18 protein-coding genes are annotated in these 20,890 nt (G+C 70.0%); 6 read left to right on the top strand and 12 right to left on the bottom strand.

Annotation, left to right across the window (positions count from 1 at the left end):
* Positions 1–27: 27 nt before the first annotated feature.
* The 11 genes from ACF07B_RS00300 to ACF07B_RS00250 all read right to left on the bottom strand — a co-directional run bounded on the left by ACF07B_RS00300 (position 28) and on the right by ACF07B_RS00250 (position 11,218).
* The gene (locus ACF07B_RS00300; protein ID WP_392177224.1) at positions 28–726 is read right to left on the bottom strand and encodes a hypothetical protein; all 699 of its coding nucleotides are present in this window, start codon (positions 724–726) and stop codon (positions 28–30) included.
* Between the two features lie 20 nt (positions 727–746).
* Positions 747–1,436: a hypothetical protein gene (locus ACF07B_RS00295; RefSeq protein ID WP_392177223.1), complete on the bottom strand. Its 690-nt coding sequence runs from the start codon at positions 1,434–1,436 to the stop codon at positions 747–749.
* Positions 1,437–1,461: 25 nt separating this feature from the next.
* Positions 1,462–2,802, bottom strand: coding sequence for a hypothetical protein (locus ACF07B_RS00290; protein WP_392177222.1), 1,341 nt, complete (start codon positions 2,800–2,802; stop codon positions 1,462–1,464).
* Positions 2,799–3,113, bottom strand: coding sequence for a hypothetical protein (locus ACF07B_RS00285; RefSeq protein ID WP_362389621.1), 315 nt, complete (start codon positions 3,111–3,113; stop codon positions 2,799–2,801). Before ACF07B_RS00285 ends, ACF07B_RS00290 begins: the two co-directional genes overlap by 4 nt.
* 44 nt (positions 3,114–3,157) lie before the next feature.
* The gene (locus ACF07B_RS00280; protein ID WP_392177221.1) at positions 3,158–4,165 is read right to left on the bottom strand and encodes a hypothetical protein; all 1,008 of its coding nucleotides are present in this window, start codon (positions 4,163–4,165) and stop codon (positions 3,158–3,160) included.
* 32 nt (positions 4,166–4,197) lie between these two features.
* On the bottom strand, positions 4,198–4,851 hold the full coding sequence (locus ACF07B_RS00275; protein WP_392177220.1) for a hypothetical protein: 654 nt from the start codon (positions 4,849–4,851) through the stop codon (positions 4,198–4,200).
* Positions 4,852–5,023: 172 nt separating this feature from the next.
* Positions 5,024–6,325, bottom strand: a complete 1,302-nt coding sequence (locus ACF07B_RS00270; RefSeq protein ID WP_392177928.1) for an acyltransferase — start codon at positions 6,323–6,325, stop codon at positions 5,024–5,026.
* Between the two features lie 149 nt (positions 6,326–6,474).
* A complete protein-coding gene (locus ACF07B_RS00265) occupies positions 6,475–8,709 on the bottom strand; it encodes a bifunctional polysaccharide deacetylase/glycosyltransferase family 2 protein (protein WP_392177219.1) in 2,235 nt (744 codons plus the stop codon).
* A complete protein-coding gene (locus ACF07B_RS00260; protein WP_392177218.1) occupies positions 8,709–8,876 on the bottom strand; it encodes a hypothetical protein in 168 nt (55 codons plus the stop codon). The genes ACF07B_RS00265 and ACF07B_RS00260 overlap by 1 nt, the downstream gene beginning before the upstream one ends.
* Entirely contained in the window at positions 8,873–9,880 is a 1,008-nt protein-coding gene (locus tag ACF07B_RS00255) for a hypothetical protein (RefSeq protein WP_392177217.1), read from the bottom strand. Before ACF07B_RS00255 ends, ACF07B_RS00260 begins: the two co-directional genes overlap by 4 nt.
* Before the next feature lie 309 nt (positions 9,881–10,189).
* On the bottom strand, positions 10,190–11,218 hold the full coding sequence (locus tag ACF07B_RS00250; RefSeq protein ID WP_369486294.1) for a LysR family transcriptional regulator: 1,029 nt from the start codon (positions 11,216–11,218) through the stop codon (positions 10,190–10,192).
* A gap of 83 nt (positions 11,219–11,301) precedes the next feature.
* On the opposite strand from ACF07B_RS00250, the gene ACF07B_RS00245 reads away from it, so the two are divergent.
* The 6 genes from ACF07B_RS00245 to ACF07B_RS00220 all read left to right on the top strand — a co-directional run bounded on the left by ACF07B_RS00245 (position 11,302) and on the right by ACF07B_RS00220 (position 19,188).
* Positions 11,302–12,615: an MFS transporter gene (locus tag ACF07B_RS00245; RefSeq protein ID WP_392177216.1), complete on the top strand. Its 1,314-nt coding sequence runs from the start codon at positions 11,302–11,304 to the stop codon at positions 12,613–12,615.
* A 223-nt stretch (positions 12,616–12,838) separates the two neighbouring features.
* Positions 12,839–14,128 carry an extracellular solute-binding protein gene (locus ACF07B_RS00240; RefSeq protein WP_392177215.1) on the top strand — a complete coding sequence of 430 codons (1,290 nt, stop codon included), beginning with the start codon at positions 12,839–12,841 and terminating at the stop codon, positions 14,126–14,128.
* Entirely contained in the window at positions 14,125–15,090 is a 966-nt protein-coding gene (locus ACF07B_RS00235; protein WP_392177214.1) for a carbohydrate ABC transporter permease, read from the top strand. The genes ACF07B_RS00240 and ACF07B_RS00235 overlap by 4 nt, the downstream gene beginning before the upstream one ends.
* Positions 15,087–15,908, top strand: coding sequence for a carbohydrate ABC transporter permease (locus ACF07B_RS00230; protein ID WP_369486290.1), 822 nt, complete (start codon positions 15,087–15,089; stop codon positions 15,906–15,908). The genes ACF07B_RS00235 and ACF07B_RS00230 overlap by 4 nt, the downstream gene beginning before the upstream one ends.
* 11 nt (positions 15,909–15,919) lie before the next feature.
* Positions 15,920–18,175 (top strand): alpha-xylosidase, encoded by a 2,256-nt coding sequence (gene yicI / locus ACF07B_RS00225; RefSeq protein WP_392177213.1) that lies wholly within the window; start codon positions 15,920–15,922, stop codon positions 18,173–18,175.
* Complete coding sequence (locus ACF07B_RS00220; protein WP_384232664.1) at positions 18,175–19,188, top strand: LacI family DNA-binding transcriptional regulator; 1,014 nt, start codon at positions 18,175–18,177, stop codon at positions 19,186–19,188. Before yicI ends, ACF07B_RS00220 begins: the two co-directional genes overlap by 1 nt.
* Positions 19,189–19,323: 135 nt before the next feature.
* Here ACF07B_RS00220 and ACF07B_RS00215 read toward each other — a convergent pair whose 3' ends face one another.
* A complete protein-coding gene (locus ACF07B_RS00215; protein WP_392177212.1) occupies positions 19,324–20,745 on the bottom strand; it encodes a hypothetical protein in 1,422 nt (473 codons plus the stop codon).
* Between the last annotated feature and the right edge of the window lie 145 nt (positions 20,746–20,890).

Genomic DNA, 20,890 nt, shown 5'->3' with positions numbered 1-20,890 from the left:
TTCACCCAGTTGCTCTCCGCAAAGCTCTCAGCCTCCGTCCCCGCGCCCCAGGGCGGCTGGACGCAGCGGATTGTCGAAGGAGGCCAGGGCCGCGATCCGGCGAAGGATCACTCGGTACTGCTCACGCCGGCCGACAGCGGTCGTGCTCAGCGTGAACACGGCCAGCTGTCTGCAGTCCGGATGCGGCAGGTGGGCGCGGAACTGGACCAACGGCATCTGGGGGATTCCGCTCACGGCTCCGGGAGTATGAACGGCCTCGCTGAACGTGACCGGCCCGCAGGGGAGTTCGGTGAACTCGACGCGGGCCTGCCCATCGAACCCGCTCACCGCACGCGCGGCCGTCACGGCTCGTGGTGAGACCGCCGTCGCCCGCCAGGAGACGGTGAAGAACGACAACAGCGGCCGGCCACAGCTCGCGTCCCCCGCGTCGACGTCATCACGGTGCAGTCCGATGGAGCAATGGACGGTTCCCGCCTCCGTCAGAGCGGCGAGCAGTCGCTGCCCCTGAGTGAACTGAGCGATGAACCGCTCTCGTGCCATCCCGTCAAGAGCCGCCTCCAGGAACGGCGCGAGTGCGGTACGCAGGTCATCCGCGGCCTGGGAGCCGGGTTCGGGCAGCAACGCGTCGAGGGGCACAGCCGTGAAGCCGGCGGGTTCCGCGAACCAGATATCGGCGTCGGGGTCTTCGGCCGAGTCGGCGACGGTGAAATGAGGGGCCGTGGTCATCGGATCCTGCCGGGTACGAGTCAGTGAGGGTGGGAATGCGGGCGCACCGCGTCGGGGACGTGGGCGCCGGAACGGCGGGCCCGTTCGAGTGCGGCAGGGCTCGCGTTCCAGTCGGTCGGCTCGATGCCCCGGCGGCCCGTGGCCGTGCGCTGATAGAGCAGGTGCAGCCTCTTGGGTGCCTCACCCTTTTTCCTGGAGGCCGCGATGACGGCGATGAAACGGGGGTCCCCGGCGAACCAGAGCGGCTCGATCTCGGCCTTCAGCTCCGGCTTCGTACGAGCGGTACCGAACCGCCGCATCCACCAGAAGGTCCGCATACCGGAAAGGAACAGCAGAGGAATCCTCTCCCCCGGCTCCTCAGGATTGGACAACTCCAGCCACATCTCATCTTCCTGAACCATCGGATGCCGGTTCCGTCCCCGGGGTACATCAGCCATAAGCTGCCAGGGGTACTGCCAGAGGACGCGCTGAATGTAGATGGAGGGACGGATGTAGGCGAGTTGGAGGACGGCTCGGAAGGCTGCATAGCCCAGGATGGGGACGAAGAGCAGGGTAAATCCTGGCGAGAGAAAGACCACCAGGAAAGCCAACGAGCCGATCCAGACTGCGATCCAGCCCAGTAGCCGCAGAACGATCAAGATCGAGTGCTGAACGAAGGCTCTTCTGGTCGGGGGGTGGTCCCATGCTGTCGGGTACTCGGTCGGAGCCATGTGGCGCCTTCTCTCTGCTCGGAAATCAGAAGACATGACGGGCGATGTCCACAAGTCCTCCGACGTCCAGGCCAAGCCTGGCGCCGTCGATACCCGCCACCGAGCCGTCCTTGATCCCATCGTCGTCGGTGTCCACGGCGGTCATGGCGAGTCCAAAGCCTGCGGTACCCACGCCCACCGAGGCCGAGGTGACCTCAATCCCTTTGGTGATCTGGGCCGCTCTGGCACCGCGAACCGTGAAGCCGAGCAGCGCATTGTCCAAGCCTGAAATGGCTTTCGCATGCTCCATGGTGCTGCCCCCAAATCGGATGACCCGTTGACCGAGCGAGAGAGCATCACCCGTCTCACTCGCAGCCCGAAGCCCAACCGCGGCGCCCTTGCCCACCGCAGCAATTCCGGGAAACATTCCAAGAGCGTCGCCCCCGACCGTCACGAGGTTGCTCCAGAAGTCGGTGTCGAACTCTCCCTTGGCAAACCCATCTCTCAGCGACGCCCACACCGTGGGGTGCTCAGAGATCCGGAGAGTCAAGGCCGTCGCACTCAGAACCGACGCAGCCAGCAGCAACACCGCAGCCAACGTCCCACCCGACACCACAAACAACGCGACCAAGCCGATCACGGCCCCCAAAGTGCTCAGGATGTCCGGCAAGTTCTCGGTGACCCAGTCCAGTGCCGAGTCGAACCAGCCCGGTTCATGGGGCGTCAGCTTCTTCGTGGCGTCGCGGATCCTGTCGGCCCGAAGCCGGGCCTGGTGCTCGTGTTCCTCGGCGAGTTCGCGCGCCTTGCCGCGAACTCTGCGCAGCACGTCCTCGGCGTCGTCCACCGCCGATTCCGCCTTGGTCAGTGCCTTGCGCGCCTCGTCGTGCGCGGCGCCCTTCCCCTCCAGATCGGCGCTGTCGCCCGCCTTCGTGGCGTGGCCCTTCGCCCGGTCCACGGTGGCCTGGGCTTCCTTCGCCTCTTGTTCCAGTCGCTTCGCCCGCCGCTGGAAGTCGTCGAGTTCGCCTTCCCAGCGGTCGAGTTGTCGGGCCGCCTTGCGGATGGAGTGCGCCGCGTTCTTCAGGTTCAGCGGAAGCGGTCCGCCGTCCAGCTGCTCGCGGAAGGCGACGGCCGCGTCGCCCTCCCAATAGCTGCCGTCCATCAGCTTGGTGACGAGTTCACGCGTCTCTTCGAGGACCTTCGCACACCCCGTGAGCTTCTTGCGGAGGCCGCTCACGGTCTCCGTACTGCCGGGCACCGGATCGAACCCGAGGTGCGGGTAGTCGGGGTTGGGGATGCGCGGGACCGACTTGAGTCCCTGCGGCTTGTCGTGGTCGGCGAGGGACCGCGGGTCCATCGCCGCTCCGGTGTCCTCGGGCTCGTAGGTCACCTCGTACCCCCGCCGCCGTTCCCGGCCTTCTTCAGAGCCTGCTCCAGGGCTCTGTCCACCTCGCGGTAGCTGTCCCTGCTCTTCCCGATGATCTCGGCCAGGTCCTCGGTCTGCTCACCGATCTGGTCGGCTCCGTACTTCCAGTTGTCCTGGAAGTCCTCGCAGGCACAGTCGAGGTCGTCCGTTCCCAGACCGGTGACCGTGGCGTCCTCCAACGCTCTGCGCAGGCCCCGCAACGACTCGGTTGACTTCCGGAGCATCTTCATGAAGTGCGACAGCTCATCGCCGTCGACAGCAAGCCGTTCCGCCATGCCCTCTGCTCGTTCCGGATCTCAGGGAGTCCGGAGGGCCGGACTCAGCGGTTGATGGACTGGATCTCCTGCACGACGACCTCCTGGTCGGCGCCGAACATGCCGTCCGGCAGGCTCCGTGGCGCGGGTATGCCGGTGCCGGTCCAGTGGATCCGCCAGGTGAGGGTGGCCCGCAACCGGTACGAGGCGTCGCCCGAGGAACGCAGGTACCGCAGCCCGCAAGAAGGCGTCTCCTTGGCCTTGCCCCTGGCGTACGCCTCGCCGATGCGGTCGCCCGTGATCTCGCAGACGCCCGACGCGGGATACGTCTGCGCGTCCGCCGTACCGGGCTCGATCCTGAGGGAGACCGGCTCCGCGGTCGTCGTGGCGGTCACATCGAGCAGGGGAACCGACGCGGTCACCGACACCGGCTTGAACTTCGCCGTGTCCAGCCACGCCCACGTCGGCAGATTCACCTTCGTCGTCCCCGCCGGAGCCAGATCCACCTTCGTCGACGGCACGCGCATCTCCGCGTACGCGAGCTGCGCCAGCATCTCCGGCGTGATCGCCTCCGGGATGCCCGCCGGCGGGGACGCGCCCCTGTCGACCCAGAAGGTGTCCTCGGTGCATGTGGAGGCCGCGGGGTCGCCCTCGCGGCCTTCGGTGACGTACGAGTCCCACCAGTAGCCCTGGCCGGCCTTGGCCTTGTTGAAGTCCTTGTAGGGGTGCCCGTTCACATACGTGGCGCGCTGCTCCGCGTCCCACTGATACCCGGTCGATTCGACTGCCCAGATCGACTCCTTGTACTTCTGCATCTGAGCCGGGGTGTACTTCGGGGCGTAGTAGCAGGCGGGCGGGGTCCATTCACCCGACGCAGAGGTCACCGGCCCGACAGAGTCACCCGCCCCGTTCCCCGACCGATCGAACACAACAGCCCCTGCCGCGGCAAAGAGGTCGCCCTTGCCGTCCGCACCTCCGGAAGCCCTCACGCTGGGAGGGGTTGTCTGCGCGCCTCCGCCGATCTCGTTGTCGGCCACTGCGGGCGCTGCACTCAGCCAGAGAGAACCAATCATCGATACGGAGATCACTGCTCCCCAGCCGGTGCTCAGGGCCGGCACTTTGTGCTTCCCCTCTGAGAAAGGAGCTTCTCGATGACCCAGACGCCCTTGCCGTTCTTGTGCAACTGGGTGTTGTACAGAACGTAGCTGTTCTTCGTGACGGCCGTTTTGTCGATTCTTTTCGGCTTCAGGTACATGTCGTACGCCTTGCTCTGGTCCTCGCAGTAGACGAGCGACGCGCTGTCGGCGCCGTTCACCTTCACCGCTGGGGCGTAGTACCGGTACGTGCCCGTCGTACGCGCCTTGGCGTTGACGTATGCCTCGACGAACTTCTGGGTCTGCGCGGCGGCTTCGCCCTCGTAATAGAAGAGATATGCCTTGTCGAGAGCGTCTTGGTTGGCGATGGCCAGGTCCACGGCCCTGATGGACTGCTCGCTGTCCCTGAGCACCGCGTCCTTGTCCTCGTCGCCCGTCTTGGGCCACTCGAACGTGTAAGTGAGATCCGACGGCAACTCGATCTCCGGTCGCCCCGCCGGCGGCGTCGCCCTCACCCCCGGCGAAGCCGACCTCGCACCCCCCGCCCCCGCGATCTCGTCGTGCCCCTTCGGCTCGGTGCCGCCCCCGCCGCAGGCGGTCAGGAGGAGCAGTGCGGCTGTCGCTCCGGCGGCGGTCGTGGGGAACAGGCGGGGGCGGCGGGTCACGGAGAGCTCCTGGCGGCGTGGGGGCAGCGGCACGTCACGCTAGCGGGGCCCTCGCGACGGCTCCAGGACAACGAACGCCGAGCAGGTGGACATAAAGGTTCATAGCGTGACCAAACGGCCACCTGGAAACCTTCGATTGAGTGACATCGCGGATGAACGGGGCAGGAAGCCTCTAAGCCTTGGTCCGGCGTCCCCGCGCCGTCGAACGGCCCTTGGACTTACGGCTCTTGGCTCCGTTCGGCCACAGACGCGGGCTTCGTTTGGCCGCGATGTCCTCGATCCAGCCGAAGGCCAGGATGGTCAGGCCGATCAGCGGCCACACCAGGACGAGCATCCACAGGGTGTAGGTGGCGTCGAGGGCGGCCGTCGCCTGGTCGTTCTCCATGAAGGGGAGGTTGTAGAGCTGGTCGAGGATCGGGACCGTGGCCATGATGAGCATGTTGTGCCACAGGTAGATCGTGACCGCGCGGTTGTTGGACAGCGTCACCAGCTTGTCCCACCGGGCGAGGCGGCCCGGCAGTTCCTGCCAGGACGGGCTGTACTGGAGCAGGATCACCACGAACCCGAAGGACCACATCGCGTCGGCCAGCGGGATGTCGTTCAAGTCCCAGCCGTCGGGGCCCAGATGACCCGAGGCCCACCACAGGCCGAAGGCCATGGTCAGGGTCGAGCACGAGATGGCGATGTAGCGCGGGACCTTCGCGAGCTTGCCCTCGTGGTGGGCGAAGCCCAGGATCCAGCAGCCGCCGTAGACAGCGAAGTCGGTGATGGCGTTGCCGGTCTCACCGGGGATGGTGACCAGCCCGGTGCCGACCACCGCCGTCAGGGCGAGGGGAGCCAGCACGGTCACCCACGGAGCGCGGCGGAACGCCCACAGCATGAGCGGGGACGCGACCACGAACCACAGGTACGCGCGCAGATACCAGAGCACACCGGCGCTCTGGACCGCCCAGCTGTCCTCCAGCAGGCCCGACTTGGAGCCGACACTCCAGGGGAACGGCGGGGCGCCGACCGGGACGATGTAGTTGAGCAGGTCGACCAGGCCCCACATGCCACCGTGGTCGGGGTCGTTCCAGGGGTTCCAGCCGCCCGCGAACATCATGGCCAGCGCCACCGCGCTGAAGGCCCAGAGCGGGGGCAGCAGACGCCGTACGCGTCCCCTGATCACGTTCAGCGGCGGCCGGCTCAGCGAGCGGGCCATCAGGGAGCCGGCCAGCGCGAACATCACGCCCATGGAGGGGAAGACGACCGTCAGCCAGCCCCAGCCCATCAGGTGGTACACGACCACGCGGACCAGCGCCATGGAGCGGAGCAGGTCCAGGTAGCGGTCACGGCCGGGGCGGCTCGGGGCCGGGGCCGGCTTCCGCCCCGGGTCCGCCCCTTCGGCGGTCTCGGGAAGCGGGCTCGTCCCGGACAACGGTCCCGTCCCGGGGAGCGGCGCCGTCTCGGACAGCGATCCCGGGTCGGACAGCATTGCCGGGTCCTTGTCCGTCGGCGGCTGTGGCTCCGGCTGCGGGCGCGGCCAGTCGTCCGCGGGCGCTCCCGGGTACGTCCGCGGACGCGGGACCGCCGGCTTCGGCGTGCCCAGCGGCGGAGTCGCCCCCACCGGGTACTCGTGCGTGGTCATCCGACCGGCCTCCGTTCGTTCCCGCTGTCCGACGCCCGCTGCTGCGGGACGGATCCCGGTGCCGCGCCCACGACGCCGGTGCGGCGCAGCTTCTGCCAGCGCAGCCGGCCGCCGGTGAGGGCGGTGATCCAGGACTGCAGCAGGACGACGTACATCAGCTGCCGGTAGAGGATCTGCTGAAGGGGCAGCGAGATCAGATGGGTCATGGGTTCCTTGTCCAGGCGGAACGCGTACGCCGCGCACACCGCCTGGATGGTGAGGACACCGAGCCAGGCCACGATCGTCTTCTGGGTCGGGCCGAAGACGACGCCGTACAGGAGGAAGACGTCGATCAGGGGCGCGAGGAGCGGGGCGAGGACCATGAAGAGGGAGACCAGGGGCAGGCCGACCCGGCCGAAGCGGCCCGACGGGCCCCGTTCGATCAGGGCGCGGCGGTGCTTCCAGATCGCCTGCATGGTGCCGTAGCACCAGCGGTAGCGCTGGGACCACAGCTGCTGGACGGACTCCGGGGCCTCGGTCCAGGCGCGCGCGTTCTCCGCGTAGACGACCCGCCAGCCGTCGCGGTGCAGGGCCATCGTGATGTCGGTGTCCTCGGCGAGCGTGTCGTCGCTCATGCCGCCGACGCGCTCGAGCGCGGTACGGCGGAAGGCTCCGACGGCGCCGGGGATGGTGGGCATGCAGCGCATCAGGTCGTACATGCGGCGGTCGAGGTTGAAGCCCATCACGTACTCGATGTGCTGCCAGGCGCCGATGAGGGAGTCCCGGTTGCCGACCTTGGCGTTGCCCGCGACCGCGCCGACCTTGGGGTCGGCGAAGGGCTGGACGAGTTCGCGGACGGTCGCCGGCTCGAAGACCGTGTCGCCGTCCATCATCACGATGATGTCGTGGCCGGCGTTCGCCAGGCCCCGGTTGAGGGCCGCTGGTTTGCCGGCGTTGGTCTGGCGTACGACGCGTACGTTCGGCAGATACATGTCCTCGACGATGCGGGCGGTGCCGTCGCCCGATCCGTCGTCGATGACGATGATCTCGATGGGGTGCTCGCTCGCCATGAGGGAGTTCACCGTGTTCTCGATGCACTTGGCCTCGTTGTACGCCGGGACCAGCACCGTCACCGGTTCGGCGACCGGCGCCGCGCCCCAGCGGAAGTCCTTGCGGCGGACCCGGCGGGCGTGCAGCGCGGAGAGCAGGAGCATCAGCCCGAAGCGGGTGAAGACCAGCACGCCGATGATCGCGATTCCGACGACCAGGATGTCGGTGGTCTTCTCCGAGGCCTGCACCAGGAAGATCCAGGCCTTGCCCTTCCACAGGTCGAGGCCGGTCACCGGGGTGTTCGCGCTCGGCGCGTCGAGTGCCTCGGTGAGGTTCTGGAACGCGTAGCCCTGCCGCTGGAGCCGGGGCAGGAACTCGGCCAGCGCCTGCACGGTCTGATGGCGGTCGCCGCCCGAGTCGTGCATGAGGACGATGGCGCCCTTGCCGCCCTTCGGCGTGGCCCGTCGGATGATCTCGGCGACGCCCGGCTTCTGCCAGTCCTCACTGTCGGTGTTGTTGACGACGGTGATGTAGCCGCGGGTTCCGACGTACTGCGTCACCGGCCAGGACTTGTCGTCCATGGCGTCGGCGAACGAGGAGTACGGCGGGCGGAACAGGGAGCTGCGGATGCCCGCCGCACCCTCCAGCGCCAGCTGGTTCTGCGACAGTTCCCAGTCGATACGGCTCTTGGACTGGTACGACAGGTCGGGGTGGCTGAAGGTGTGCAGGCCGACCTCGTGGCCTTCCCTCACCATCCGCTCGACGAGCTCCGGGTAGCGCGAGGCCATGGTGCCGGTGACGAAGAAGACCGCGTGGGCGTGGTTCGCCTTGAGGACGTCCAGGACCTTGGGGGTCCAGGTCGGGTCGGGGCCGTCGTCGAAGGTGAGGACGAGACGGTGGTCCGGGACGCCGAGGCTGGTCGTGCGTCCGCTGCGGGTGTCGATGACCGGGCCGCCGTCGAGGATCTTCTGCGGCACCTTGTCCGTGGCCGCCTCGGGCCGGATGCGGTGGTCCGCGAGGATCTCGCTGTGCACGTAGCCGCGCAGCATCAGCATGCCCATCATCGCGGCCAGGACGAGGACGGGCAGCAGGAAGCGCAGGGGGAGGCGGCGGCGCCGGACGTCGCGGGCCCGTCGCGGGGTGGTGCCGAGGCCATGACGCGGCGCGCTGGGCGCGGGACCGTGGCGGCTGGAGCGGGACATCAGAGGAGGTTCTCCGGAAGCGAAGGGGAGAGGGAGTACGGGGTGGTGAGGTGGCTCGGCCGCCTGGACGCCGCGAGCGTGTCCTCGACGAGCGCCGCCACCGCGCCGGGCGCGGTGGCGGGAGCGTGTTCCCGCCCGGCGGGCGCGCGCCGGTGAAGGGCGCTCATCCGGTGCCGGCCCCCGCTCCGGTTTCGCCTGTGGTGCCCGTGCTCTCCGTGGGAGCCGGGGTGCTGCCGGGAGTGGTCGCCGGGGCGGAGGCCGTGGGCTGGCCGTCCGCGGAGGACGTCGGTTCGGGGTCAGGGGCCGGGTTCTTGGTGGTGGCGCCGGGATTCGGCTTCTTGGTCGGCGACGTGCTGGGCTCGGGGTCGCTGGAGGCGCCCGTGGCGGTGGCGTCGGCGGAGGCGCCGGCCGTGGCGGTCGAGCCGGGTGAGGGCGTCGTTCCGTCGGCGGCCGTGGCCACCGCGCCGGGCGCGGTGGCGGCGCCCTTGGCGGAGGGGTTCACCGACTGCGTGGGCAGCGGCGAGGTCTCGACCTGCCCGGCGGGGGTGTCCTCCTCCTGGCCCGGGACCGGGAGCCAGGGTGCGTTCGAGTTGCCCGACAGGAGCGTGGCGACGATCACGACGGCGTAGACCGCGCAGGCCACGGCGACGAGCATGCCGAGGCGTCGGAATCGGCGGCTGCGGCGGCCGGACTCGTCGACGAAGACGGGGCCGTCGGAGATGTCGGCGGTCGCCGGGACGTCCTTGCCCGGCCCGTCGTCCGCCTTGCCCGCGCTGTCGAGCTGGATGGTGACCTCGTGCGGGTCGTGGCCGTCCGCCGGCCGGCCGGTGTTCTCCGGGGACGCGGACAGCGGGCGGCCCGAGTCCGGTGCGGCTCCGGGGAGCAGCTGGGTCGACGGGCCGTCGTCGAAGACAGGTCCGTCGTTGAAGAAGGGCCGTACCGGGGCCGTGCGGGTGAGGGTCGACGTCTCCGTGCCTCCGGGGGCGGGCCACGCCACCCCCGGCTCCTGCTCGGACGCCGAGGCCGGCTCGGGACGCCGGCCGGAGAGCACCTCCGTCTCCGTGACGCGACCGACGAGCAGTTCGGTCTCCGGCTCCGGGGTTCGCTCGGGACGCCCGCCGACTGCTCGCTCGGCGCGTCCCCCACGCTCAGGACTGATGCCAACTCCCATATCCGGCCACGAAATCGTTCCGCCGGCTCTCGGCCGGGAGATCGGTTCCCCGGCTTGTTGCCCAGGTGACGGATCGACTCGTCGTCCGTCCCGCCGACCGCTTTCCCGATCGAACGGTTGGGCGTCTTTCCGCCAGTTCTCTACGCGCACGTGCATCCCCCCACGGGACTGATCACGGGTGCGCGACGACTCCGGGCAAATAATCTTTATGCCGTCAGGACCAGGCCCCCACCCGGTCTGAGCGCCCCCCAATATCACACCGCGCCCGGACCGAAAATGTAGCGGCGGTGGGACTCGTGCGGTTACGTCTCATCCGCGTTTCATGAAAATGAGGGCATCGGTGGCTGGAATCCACCCTCTCCGGGGACTCAGGAGCCACTTTTCGTCGCTTGCGAGTTCGATAGAAGCTCGTATTAGCGCATCAATTCCTGGATGAACGAGTCCCTTGCGCCACACCAGTGACACTGGTGAGAGCGGAACGGGGTCGATGAGGGGTCTCGACACCGAACCGGGCATGGCCGGAAACTCCACCACGGCCAGGACCGGAGTCCGCCACTTCGCCATGATCCGCCGGAATTCCTCGGGCCCGACCGCCACCGGTGCGGGTGACGCGAGTCGGATACCCCGTCCCTCGAACAGGTGACGTGCCAGGTCGGTCCACTCCAGCGTCCGGGGGTTGCCCGCTCCCGCGTACACGGTCTCGCCCGCGAGCGCGGCCAGCGGCACCGCGTCCAGGGCGGCGAGGTGATGGTCCTCGGGCAGGACGACGGCCATCGGCTCGTAGCGCACGAGCCGCTGCTCCAGCCGGGCCCGCACGGCCGGGTCGAGTCCCGCGAACCGGCCGAACGACACGTCCAGACGGCCGGCGAGCAGGTCCGCCGCCGCGCCGGTGAGCCCCGTCTCGTACCGGGCCATCAGTTCGCTGCCGGGGGCGAGTTCACGGGCCCGGTCGAGGATGCGGCTGGAGACCAGTCCGGGCGTGTTGACGTCCACGAGCAGCGGTCGCTCCTCGCCGCCGGGGCGCGCGAAGGCGTCCAGCAGCGCGTCGTGCGCCTCCAGCACGCGGCGCGCGTACGGCAGCAGCCGCTCGGCGTCCAGTGTCGGCGTCACCTGCCGGGTCGTGCGCACGAACAGCTCCGCCCCGAGTTCCCGCTCCAGCCGGCGGATGTCACGGCTCAGGGACTGCTGGGCGACGTACAGGCGGGCGGCGGCGCGGGTGAAGTGCAGTTCCTCGGCGACAGCGAGGAAGGCGCGCAGCAGACGGGGGTCCAGGTGGCCGGGAAAGGGGCGTTGCCCGGGCGAGGGGCGGTGATCGGGAAGGGGGCGTTGACCGGGCATCACGTGAACCTACAACCCATGTGCGTCAATCGCGACGGAGCAGGTGTTGGACCGCCGCCGCCGTGCCGGGCGACGGTTCACCCATGTCACCGCTCACCCCGTACCGCCGTCTCTTCGCGCTGCCCGGCACCCGCGCCTTCACCCTCGGAAACCTCGTCGCCCGGCTGCCCATGGGCATGTTCAGCGTGAGCGCGGTCATCATGATCGCCGGCGCGCGGGGCTCGTACGCGCTCGCCGGAGCCGTCACCGCGACGGGTCTCGCCGCGACGGCCGTGGTCGCTCCCTGGACCGCGCGGCTCGTCGACCGGCACGGACAGGCCCGGGTGGCCGTGCCCGCCACGGCCTTCGCACTGCTCGGCGGGGCGGGGCTGGTGGCGTGCGTGCGCTTCGGGGCGCCCGACTGGACCCTGTTCGCCGCGTACGCCGCCACCGCCACGACCCCCAACACGGGCGGGATGTCACGCGCGCGCTGGGCCCACCTCCTCGAAGGGGACGCGGCGGCGCTGCACACCGCGAACTCCTTCGAGCAGGCCGCGGACGAGCTGTGTTTCATGCTCGGCCCGGTGCTCGCGGCCTTCCTGTGCGGGACGATCGCCCCGGAGGCCGGCATGCTCGTGGGGTCCGCGCTGCTGCTGACGGGTGTCCTGCTCTTCACCGCACAGCGTTCGACGCAGCCGCCGCCCCGGCCGGTCACGACGTCCGGGTCGCCCGTGCTCGCGCCCGGAATGCCCCCGCTGCTGCTCTCCTTCCTCGCCACCGGAGCGGTGTTCGGCGCGATGGAGGTGGCCACGATCGCGTTCGCGGACGAGCGGGGGCACCGGTCGGCCGCAGGGGTCGTGCTCGCTCTCCAGGCGGCGGGGTCCTGCGTGGCGGGCCTGCTGTTCGGCGCGCTGCGGCGGGGCGCTCCGTCGCCCGGCCGCACGACTCCCGCCGACCGCGCGGCGGGTCCCGCCCGGAACGTCGAACCGTTCGACGCCGAGGCGCTCGCCGCCCGGCGGTACGCGGTGTGTGTCGGCGCCATGGCGGTCCTGCTGACGCTTCCGCTTCTCGCCGTCCGGCTCACCGGCTCGCTCACGGTTCTCGCGGGCGCGCTGCTCGTGGCCGGCATGGCGACCGCTCCGACCATGGTCACCGGCATGACGCTGGTCCAGCGGCGCACACCCGAGGGCAGGCTGAACGAGGGCATGACGCTCGCGGTGACCGGCCTGCTGGGCGGGATAGCCGGCGGCTCCGCGGCGGGCGGCTGGATGGTGGAGCGCTGGTCGCCGGCCGCGGGATACACGGTCCCGGTCGTGGCGGCGACGACCGCGCTGGTGATCGCCGCGCTGGCCGCGAGAACGGGCACGGCACGGCGCCCGGAGCGGCGCCTCGCACTCGGCCCGGTGAACACTCCCTAGGCTCCTGGCCGGCACCCGGCGCCCGGCACCGCCGCGTGCCGGCGCCCGGCACCGCCGCCGTCCGATCCGTCGAACGCCTGCCCCAATTCCGGTTCAGCCCATTGACGTGTCCACGGCCCCCACCTACCTTCCCCCGTCGAAGCGCTTCGACGGCGTGCATCGAAACGGTTCGACGACGGTGCATGGCGGCCCGATACCCATCCGACTCCTCTGGAGGCAGTGGATGCTGACGAAACGACGGCGTGCGGCGGCGGCGGTGGCCCTGGCGGGCGCCCTGCTGGCGACGTCCTGCGGCGGCTCGGACAGCGGTTCCCCGGACGGCAAGACCCTGAAGCTGTGGCACTACGAAGGTCCGGACAGCGCGATGGGGGTGGCCTGGAAGGAGGCCATCAAGGAATTCGAAGCGCAACACCCGGGCGTGCGGGTGAAGTTCGAGGAGAAGGGCTTCGAGCAGATCCAGAAGACGGCGCCCATGGTCCTCAACTCGGACGACGCCCCCGACCTCATGGAGTACAACAAGGGCAACGCGACCGCCGGACTCCTGTCCAAGCAGGGGCTGCTGACCGACCTCACGGCCGAGGCCACCCGGCGCGGCTGGGACAAGAAGCTGAGCGCCGGTGTGACGACCACGAGCCAGTACGACACCAACGGCGTCATGGGCTCCGGCAAGTGGTACGGCGTGCCCAACTACGCCGAGTACACGATGGTCTACTACAACAAGGACCTGTTCAAGAAGTACGGGATCGCGGTGCCGGCCACGTACGACGAACTGGTCTCCGCGATGGACGCGTTCACGGCGAAGGGCGTCACCCCGCTCGCCAACGCGGGCGCCGAGTACATGGCCCAGCAGTACCTCTACCAGCTCGCCCTCTCCCGGGCCGACCGCTCCTGGGTCGACAGCTACGAGCTGTACAAGGGCAGGACCGACTTCCACGACACGGCCTGGACCTACGCGGCGGACACCTTCGCCGACTGGGTGAGGAAGGGCTACATCTCCGAGAAGTCCAGCGGCACGAAGGCCGAGGACGCCGGCGTGTCCTGGATCCAGGGCAAGTCCCCGATCCTGTTCTCCGGAAGCTGGTGGTACGGCCGCTTCGAGTCGGAGGCCACGTTCGACTGGGACTCCGGCCTGTTCCCCGGTTCGAACCTCACCCTGGGGTCCGGCGGCAACCTGTGGGTGGTGCCCAAGGGCGCCGAGAACAAGGAACTGGCCTACGACTTCATCGACATCACCATGTCGAAGAAGATCCAGAACCTGCTGGGCAACAAGGGCGGTGTCCCGGTGGCCGCGGACACCTCCGCGATCACCGACGCCAGGACGAAGACGCTGATAGCCGACTACAACACCCTCTCGGGGCGTGACGGGCTCGCCTTCTACCCCGACTGGCCGGTGGCGGGCTTCTACGACACCCTCGTCTCCGAGACGCAGAAGCTGATCACCGGCAGCGAGAAGCCCGACGCCTACCTGGACAACCTCCAGAAGGCGTACGACAAGGGCGTACCGCGGCGATGACGGTGACCGCCGAACGCGGCGGGCGGGTGACCGGCCTGAAGGCCCGGGCCGGTCACCCACGCCGCCCGCGCACCTCGTACGCACTGTTCCTGCTGCCCGGAGCGGTGGCCTTCACGGTCGTCATCGTCGTGCCGTTCCTGATGAACACCGGTCTCGGCTTCACCGCCTGGCAGGGCGTCGGGACTCCTTCGTGGACCGGGCTCGCCAACTACCGTGCCCTGGCGGACGACAGCGAGTTCTGGGCGTCGTTCCGGCACAGCCTCTTCATGGTGCTGGCGATGGCCGTCGTGCCCACCGCCGCCGGACTCGTCCTGGCCGCCGCCCTGTTCGACTACGTCGGCAGGCACTTCGGCAGCAGGATCGTGGCGGTGCTGCGGGCCTGCTACTACCTCCCCCAGGTCCTGCCGATCGCCGTCGCCGGGATCGTGTGGAGCTGGATCCTCGCACCCGACAACGGGTCGCTCAACGAACTGCTCCAGGCCCTCGGCCTCGGATCCTGGCAGCAGGACTGGCTCGGTGACCCCGACTTCGCGCTGTACAGCGTGATGGGAGTGATGATCTGGGTGCAGCTCGGCTTCCCGCTGGTGGTCTTCATGGCGGGACTCCAGCGCGTCGACCCGGGGCTGCACGAGGCCGCCGAGCTGGACGGCGCGGGCTGGTGGCGGCGGTTCTGGCACATCACGCTGCCGCAGATCCGCCCGGAGATCTCGGTCGTCCTGCTGTGGTGCACGATCGCCGCGCTGAAGGTGTTCGGGGCGGTCTACGTCCTGACGAAGGGCGGCCCGGGCGGAGCCACCGACGTGCCGTCGTACTTCTCCTTCACGACCTTCTTCGAGAAGACCCAGGTCGGCTACGGCGCGGCCGTCTCCACCGTCCTGACCGTGATCATCCTGGCGCTGGCGCTGATCGGGCTGAGGTTCCAGACCCGCGCCGAGGACGCCGAGGAAGGGGCCCGCGCATGACCGCCCTCCGCCGCTACCCGGTGCTCGGGGCGCTCGTCATCGGCGCCCTGTTCATGGTGCTGCCCTTCGCCGTCGTCGCCGTCAACGCGGTCAAGTCGCCCGCCGAATACGCCGAGCACGGACCGCTCAGCCTCCCGCACGGCCTCTACCTCGACGGGATCGAGGACTTCTGGCAGCGCGTCGACTTCGGGCGGAAGCTCCTCAACTCGGTCCTGATCTCCGGGTCGGTGGCGGCCCTGGCCGCCATCCTGTCGGTCCTCAACGCGTACGCCATCGGCATCGGCCGGATCAGGGGCCGCACCTGGGTGCTCGCCTTCTTCGTCCTCGCCAACACGCTGCCGCAGGAGGCGCTGGTCTACCCGCTCTACTACCTGAGCAAGCAGGCCGGCCTCTACGACACCAGGCTCAGCGTGATCATCGTGTTCGCGGTGATCCAGACGGCCTTCGGCACCTATCTCCTCTCCGCCGTCCTCGGGCGGTTCCCCCGCGAGATCATCGAGGCCGCGCGCATCGACGGGGCGAACCGGTGGCAGGTGCTGTGGCGGATCGTCGTCCCGGTCAGCCGCCCCACGATCGGCGTGCTGCTCGTCTTCTTCTTCATCTGGACGTGGAACGAGTTCCTGCTGCCGCTGGTCATGCTGATCTCCAACGACAACCAGACCGTGTCGGTGGCCCTCGGCGTCCTCCAGGGACAGCGTCTGATGGACGCCACGATGACGAACGCGGCGGCCCTGCTGGGCGTGCTGCCCGCCATCGTCTTCTTCCTCGTCTTCCAGCGGACCCTCACCCGCGGCATCGCCGTCGGCGCAGTGAAGTAAGGGGTAGGAAAGTGAAGTTCACGGACGGCTACTGGCTCCTGCGCGAGGGCGTCACCGCGGCCCATCCGGTCGAGGTCCTCGATGTGACCTCGGGCCCCGGCGGCCTGGAGATCCACGCGCCGACACAGCCCATCCGGCACCGCGGTGACCTGCTGAAGGGACCGGTCGTGACGATCAGCGCCCACGCGCCGATGCCCGACGTCATCGGCGTCACGTTCACCCACTTCCAGGGCGAGGAGCCCCGGGGCCCCCGGTTCGAGGTGCGCGGAACCGGGTTCACTCCGCACACGGAGTACGACGACAGCCACGCGACCCTGACCTCGGGCGCCCTGTCCGTCCGGGTCGCCCGCACCAGCCCCTGGCACCTCGACTTCCTCGCGCACGGCCGCGTCCTCACCGGCAGCGGCCCCAAGGGCATGGGCATCATGCGGGACACGACCGGCGCCCACTATCTGCGCGAGCAGCTCGACCTCGGCGTCGGCACCCAGGTCTACGGCCTCGGCGAGCGGTTCGGGCCGCTCGTCAAGAACGGCCAGGTCGTGGACATGTGGAACGCCGACGGCGGGACCGCCACCGAACAGGCCTACAAGAACGTGCCGTTCTATCTGACGGACGCGGGCTACGGCGTCTTCGTCGACCACCCGGGCCGGGTCTCCTTCGAGGTCGGCTCGGAGGCGGTCTCCCGGGTCCAGTTCAGCGCCGAGGCCCAGCAGTTGACGTACTACGTCATCCACGGCCCGACCCCGAAGGACATCCTGCGCACGTACACGGCCCTCACCGGCCGTCCGGCCCTGCCGCCCGCGTGGTCCTTCGGTCTGTGGCTGTCGACGTCGTTCACCACCTCCTACGACGAGGACACCGTCACCTCCTTCATCGACGGCATGCGGGAGCGCGAACTACCGCTGTCCGTCTTCCACTTCGACTGCTTCTGGATGCGCGAGTTCAACTGGTGCGACTTCCGGTGGGACCCGCGGGTGTTCCCCGACCCGGAGGGGATGCTGACGCGGCTCAAGGACAAGGGGCTGCGGATCTGCGTCTGGATCAACCCGTACATCGCGCAGCGCTCACCGCTGTTCGCGGAGGGACGGGCCCTCGGGCATCTGCTGCGACGGCCGGACGGAAGCGTGTGGCAGTGGGACCTGTGGCAGCCGGGCATGGCACTGGTCGACTTCACCAGCCCGGCCGCCCGGGACTGGTACGCCGCGAAGCTGGAGGCGCTGCTGGAGCAGGGCGTCGACTGCTTCAAGACGGACTTCGGCGAGCGGGTCCCGGTGGACGTGGCCTACGCCGACGGCGCCGACCCGGAGCGCATGCACAACTACTACACGTACCTCTACAACCAGACCGTGTTCGAGGTGCTCCGCAAACACCGGGGGGAAGAGGAGGCCGTCGTCTTCGCCCGCTCGGCGACCGCGGGGAGCCAGCAGTTCCCGGTGCACTGGGGCGGCGACTGCGAGGCGACGTACGCGTCGATGGCCGAGTCGCTGCGCGGCGGGCTCAGTCTCGGCATGTCGGGGTTCGGGTTCTGGAGCCACGACATCGGCGGCTTCGAGGGGACCCCGACGGCCGCCCTGTTCAAGCGGTGGATCGCCTTCGGGCTGCTGTCCTCGCACAGCCGGCTGCACGGCTCGTCCTCGTACCGCGTGCCCTGGCTGTTCGACGAGGAGGCGGTGGACGTCCTGCGGCTGTTCACCCGGCTCAAGCTCGGGCTCATGCCGTATCTGTACGAGGCCGCCCGCACCGCCCACGCGGAGGGGGTGCCGATGATGCGGGCGATGGTCCTGGAGTTCCCGGACGATCCGGGGTGCGCGCATCTGGAACGGCAGTACATGCTGGGCCCGGACCTGCTGGTCGCGCCCGTCTTCAGCGACGAGGGGGACGTCTCGTACTACGTGCCCGAGGGCACGTGGACCCCCTACCTCGGCGGGCCGCCGGTGACAGGACCACGCTGGGTGCGCGAGCGGCACGGATTCCTGAGCGTGCCGCTGCTGGTGCGGCCGGGCGCGGTCGTCCCGGTCGGCGCGGTGGACGACCGCCCCGAGTACGACCACGCCGACGGGGTCACCCTGCGCGCGTACGGCCTGAAGCGGGGGGCGCGGGTGTCGGTGCCGGTCGGCCCGGTCACCTTCACCGTCGTGCGCGAGGGGAACACCCTGCGCGCGTCCTGCGACGACCCGTCCGCGCCCTGGGGGCTGGCCGCGGGCGGACGCGAGGTCCGGGCCCGCGCCGGGACGGGCTTCCTCTCCGTCGAGCTGGAGTCCGAGTGATGGTCAAGATCACCGATGTGGCGCGGCACGCCGGGGTGTCCCCGAGCACGGTCTCCTACGCCCTCAGCGGCAAGCGGCCGATCTCCGAGGAGACCCGGCGGCGCGTCGAGGAGAGCATCCGCCGGCTGGGCTACCGCCCGCACGCGGGGGCCAGGGCGCTGGCCAGCAGCCGGTCGAACGTCCTGGCGCTGGTCGTGCCGCTGCGGGCGGGCATCCATGTGCCGGTGGTGATGCAGTTCGCGGTGTCGGTGGTGACGGCGGCCCGGCTGCACGACCACGACGTCCTGCTGCTCACCCAGGAGGAGGGCGAGGAGGGGCTGCGCCGGGTGGCGGACACGGCGCTGGTGGACGCGCTGATCGTGATGGACGTCCAGCTCCACGACCCCCGGCTGCCGTCTCTGCGCGCGCTGGACCGGCCGTCGGTGCTCATCGGCTTCCCGGCCGCCCCCGACGGGCTCACCTGCATCGACCTGGACTTCAAGGCGGCCGGCGAGCTGTGCGTGGAGCGGCTCGCCGGGCTCGGGCACCGGGTCGTCGCGCTGGTCGGCTCGCCGCCGGAGGTGTACGTGCGGGGCACGGCGTTCGCGCAACGGGTGGTGCAGGGGTTCACGGCCGCAGCCGACCGGAACGGGCTGGCCTCGTCCGTCCACCCCTGTGAGGCCTCCCCCGCCGCCGCGCGCCGGGTGGCCGAGCAACTCCTGCGCGAACAGCCCGCGTTGACCGGGGTGGTCGTGCACAACGAGCCGGTCCTGGAGCCGTTGATCGAAGCTTTCGAACAGCTCGGTCTGCGGGTTCCGGCCGATCTGTCCGTCACCGCGATCTGTCCGGACGAGCTCGCCGGGAGTCTGCGCGTGCCGGTGACGTCCATCGCCATCCCGTCGGCGGAAGTGGGGGCGCGGGCGGTGGAGTTGCTGATGCGGAAACTGGCGGGCACGCCGGTCGCGGAGGCGACCCTGCTGGCTCCCCGGCTGACGGAACGCGCGAGTACGGCACCGCGCACGCTGAACGCTTGAGGAGTCCCGACACGAGGAAGCACGGTCGAAGGAGGGCGGTCGGGGGAACGCGGTCGATGGCGCGCGGGACGGAAACCCCGTACGACCGCGCGCCGGCGGCCGCCGGCCGACACCTCCGCCCGGCGCGGGGGCGGGTCAGCCGGTCTCGATCAGGTGGTCCACGTCGGAGACGTGATGGGCGCCGTACCCGAAGCGCTCACCGATCACCTGGAACCGGTCGTACCGCTCCCGCGTGAGGGGCACCCGCAGCGTGCGCAGGACACGGAGGAACAACCGGAATCCGAGATCGGGATCGACCCGGGTGACCACGTGTTCCAGCGCGTCCATGACCTCCGTCGCGGGCACGGGGTGCCAGTGAGGGCTGACGGCCCTGTCCGCCACCGTGGGCGCTGTCTCCCGGACTTCACGCAGCACGGTGCCGGCGAGTTCGCCGCGAGCGGGCGCCACGACGGGGCTGTACCCGGGGGCGACCTCCCTCAGCCGTTCACGGCACACGTCCGCGACCAGCCGAAGCCGGGCCCGGCCGTCGGTGCTCGCCGGCCGGTCCGAGGCCCCGGACCACAGGGCGGAGACCGCCGCGTCGGGCAGCGCGGACCGCAGCAGGCGGAGCGCGTCCTCCAGGAGGACGGCCGCCGCGGAGCCCGGGGTCTGCCCGACGTCGTCGCCCTCGGCCGCCCTTCGGATGTCCTCCCGGCCTCCAGGCCAGTCCTGGTGGACCTGTCCGGCGAGGCGGGAGAGCCCGAAGTCCCAGACGGTGTCCCGGCGGGCGGAGTCGATGGGCGGCCACGCGACGTCGAGACCGGTGCCGATCAGAGAACAGTGGTGGCCGAACCTGTCTCCCAGCGCCTGGAACCGGTCGTGCCGCTCCTTGTCGATCCGCACGGAGCACGCCTTCAGCGCGCGGAGGAAGAGCCGGAAGGCGAGTTCGGGATGCGCGTGGACAGCCACCTCCTCAAGGGCCGACAGAGTGCCCGGGGAAGGAAGGACCGGGTCGCCGGCGTGCGCTGCACGACACCCGAGGGAACCTGCCGGGCGCTCGCGGCAGGAACGGATCTCCGCGACGACGTCGTCACGCGTCTCGTCGGCCGACGGCGGCCGGGTGTCCCACAGCGGGGAAGGCGCCGGGCGCCGCCCGGGGATCCTCCGGGGCGGGCGCGCTGCACAGGTCTCCTCGACGCGTCGCAGCCAGCCGCGGGCGCTCATCCCGTGCGCCGCCGGATCCCACCCACCCCCGGCGGCCACTCGCCATACGGTCCGGATCGTCTCGTCCGACAGCGGTGACGCGACGATCGTGCGCACGTCGGCGCGCAGATCGTCGGCGTACCCCCACTCGTCGTGGCTGGTGTCGTATCCGAGGATGCTCCGCTCATCCGCGCCGAGATGGTCGAAGGTGTCCACGGGCGTCTCACGGTCGTGGGCGTCGAGCTTCGCCGTGACGAGCCCGAGTGCCGCGCGGACGTTCTCGGGAGCGGGTGTGAGGGCGAACGCCTCGGCCAGCCCGCTGAGCCCGAAGTCCCCTTCGTAGCAGAGGTGGTACGGCTCCCGCCGTCCCGTCACAGTCGTCCCCTCCGGTCTTCGATGCCCTTTACGGCGTGCCCGCGCGTACGGTTCGGCGACGAGCTCCTCGGAGCCGTGTACATGGTCACGACCGCCGCGAGACCGGGCTCCGGCCATGACACAGGCCCCGCCGCTCGAAAGCGAC

Origin of the sequence: Streptomyces sp. NPDC015532 (genome assembly GCF_043078065.1) — a bacterium.
Lineage (GTDB): Bacteria > Actinomycetota > Actinomycetes > Streptomycetales > Streptomycetaceae > Streptomyces.
The sequence above is the reverse complement of the archived record's forward strand: the minus strand, read 5'-3'. Positions and strand labels throughout refer to the sequence as shown.

Bases quoted from the DNA above. Each gene is read 5' to 3' on its own strand.
- ACF07B_RS00300 (WP_392177224.1), bottom strand. From the start codon at position 726: ATGACCACGGCCCCTCATTTCACCGTCGCCGACTCGGCCGAAGACCCC.
- ACF07B_RS00295 (WP_392177223.1), bottom strand. From the start codon at position 1,436: ATGGCTCCGACCGAGTACCCGACAGCATGGGACCACCCCCCGACCAGA.
- ACF07B_RS00285 (WP_362389621.1), bottom strand. From the start codon at position 3,113: ATGGCGGAACGGCTTGCTGTCGACGGCGATGAGCTGTCGCACTTCATG.
- ACF07B_RS00280 (WP_392177221.1), bottom strand. From the start codon at position 4,165: ATGATTGGTTCTCTCTGGCTGAGTGCAGCGCCCGCAGTGGCCGACAAC.
- ACF07B_RS00270 (WP_392177928.1), bottom strand. From the start codon at position 6,325: ATGCTGTCCGACCCGGGATCGCTGTCCGAGACGGCGCCGCTCCCCGGG.
- ACF07B_RS00265 (WP_392177219.1), bottom strand. From the start codon at position 8,709: ATGTCCCGCTCCAGCCGCCACGGTCCCGCGCCCAGCGCGCCGCGTCAT.
- ACF07B_RS00260 (WP_392177218.1), bottom strand. From the start codon at position 8,876: ATGAGCGCCCTTCACCGGCGCGCGCCCGCCGGGCGGGAACACGCTCCC.
- ACF07B_RS00255 (WP_392177217.1), bottom strand. From the start codon at position 9,880: ATGGGAGTTGGCATCAGTCCTGAGCGTGGGGGACGCGCCGAGCGAGCA.
- ACF07B_RS00250 (WP_369486294.1), bottom strand. From the start codon at position 11,218: ATGCCCGGTCAACGCCCCCTTCCCGATCACCGCCCCTCGCCCGGGCAA.
- ACF07B_RS00245 (WP_392177216.1), top strand. From the start codon at position 11,302: ATGTCACCGCTCACCCCGTACCGCCGTCTCTTCGCGCTGCCCGGCACC.
- ACF07B_RS00240 (WP_392177215.1), top strand. From the start codon at position 12,839: ATGCTGACGAAACGACGGCGTGCGGCGGCGGCGGTGGCCCTGGCGGGC.
- ACF07B_RS00235 (WP_392177214.1), top strand. From the start codon at position 14,125: ATGACGGTGACCGCCGAACGCGGCGGGCGGGTGACCGGCCTGAAGGCC.
- ACF07B_RS00230 (WP_369486290.1), top strand. From the start codon at position 15,087: ATGACCGCCCTCCGCCGCTACCCGGTGCTCGGGGCGCTCGTCATCGGC.
- ACF07B_RS00220 (WP_384232664.1), top strand. From the start codon at position 18,175: ATGGTCAAGATCACCGATGTGGCGCGGCACGCCGGGGTGTCCCCGAGC.